Raw genomic sequence first — 825 nt, 5'->3', positions numbered from 1 at the left:
CTTCTATTAGATAAGGGTATTTTGCAAAACTGTGGACCAGCGGAACAGGTATTAACACCTGAGCAATTGGAGAAAGTTTTCAATACTCAAGTGAAGTCAGTATCGGTTGAGGGGCAGAATTATTTACTGTTTGGCTAGACGGAGTTAATAAAAGGAAGCTAGCCAAACGGGATGTGTTTTGAGTAACAGTACCTTAGACATTTAAAACTGATACATAAAAAACATGAAGACTGAAACAATCGTTAGAAAGACAGTTGATTCAATGATCCACTCTTTGTCTTCCCAGCCTAATAGTCTTATTTCATCATTTGACATGTTCAGATCGATTTTCTCGCAGTAACTATCTAGTTCATTCATAATCGTTTCTCCTTAATTTTGGGTTATTTTAAGTAATAACCTTTGTTAAGAATATCCAATCGTTTTGAACATACGTTTAATAAATCAGAACGCTGAGCCAATAAAAAACCACCCGAAGGTGGCTTTTAAAATAGTGTTACTATGAGTCGCTTATCAATTAAGCGTTAAGCGAAGCTAAGTCTGCTGGACGGTAGTAAACCGACTTCAGTACTTTACCCTGGCGAACAGTTTTACCTTCCGATACAAAATCTTCAGCGCACTTCGCGATAATGTATTCGCCTTTTTGGACTGCCATCAGCTTTACATTTTGCTTAGCGTAGAATGCTTCAGTTTCTGCATATTCTTGCTCGTTACGACATACTTTACTCATGTTGCTAGAGTGGACTTCATCCCAGCAAGGTAAGAAATCAATAGTACGGTTTTTTGCAACGTTAAGAAGTAGGTCAACCAGGTAGCTGATCGCTAGGT

At 38.1% G+C, this 825-nt stretch carries 1 protein-coding gene and 2 pseudogenes; 1 reads left to right on the top strand and 2 read right to left on the bottom strand.

Translation table 11 applies throughout. From position 1 onward, the window contains the following. A pseudogene (locus L4C33_RS22570) lies at positions 1–138 on the top strand (vitamin B12 ABC transporter ATP-binding protein BtuD); the annotation flags it as partial. Between the two features lie 63 nt (positions 139–201). Here L4C33_RS22570 and L4C33_RS22565 read toward each other — a convergent pair. Both L4C33_RS22565 and L4C33_RS22560 read right to left on the bottom strand, forming a co-directional pair. Continuing rightward, on the bottom strand, positions 202–357 hold the full coding sequence (locus L4C33_RS22565) for a hypothetical protein (RefSeq protein WP_428814600.1): 156 nt from the start codon (positions 355–357) through the stop codon (positions 202–204). Positions 358–514: 157 nt separating this feature from the next. Next, positions 515–825, bottom strand: a pseudogene (locus tag L4C33_RS22560) (nucleoside triphosphate pyrophosphohydrolase family protein); the annotation flags it as partial.

This window comes from Vibrio makurazakiensis, assembly GCF_050337375.1.
GTDB lineage: Bacteria > Pseudomonadota > Gammaproteobacteria > Enterobacterales > Vibrionaceae > Vibrio > Vibrio makurazakiensis.
The sequence above is the reverse complement of the archived record's forward strand: the minus strand, read 5'-3'. Positions and strand labels throughout refer to the sequence as shown.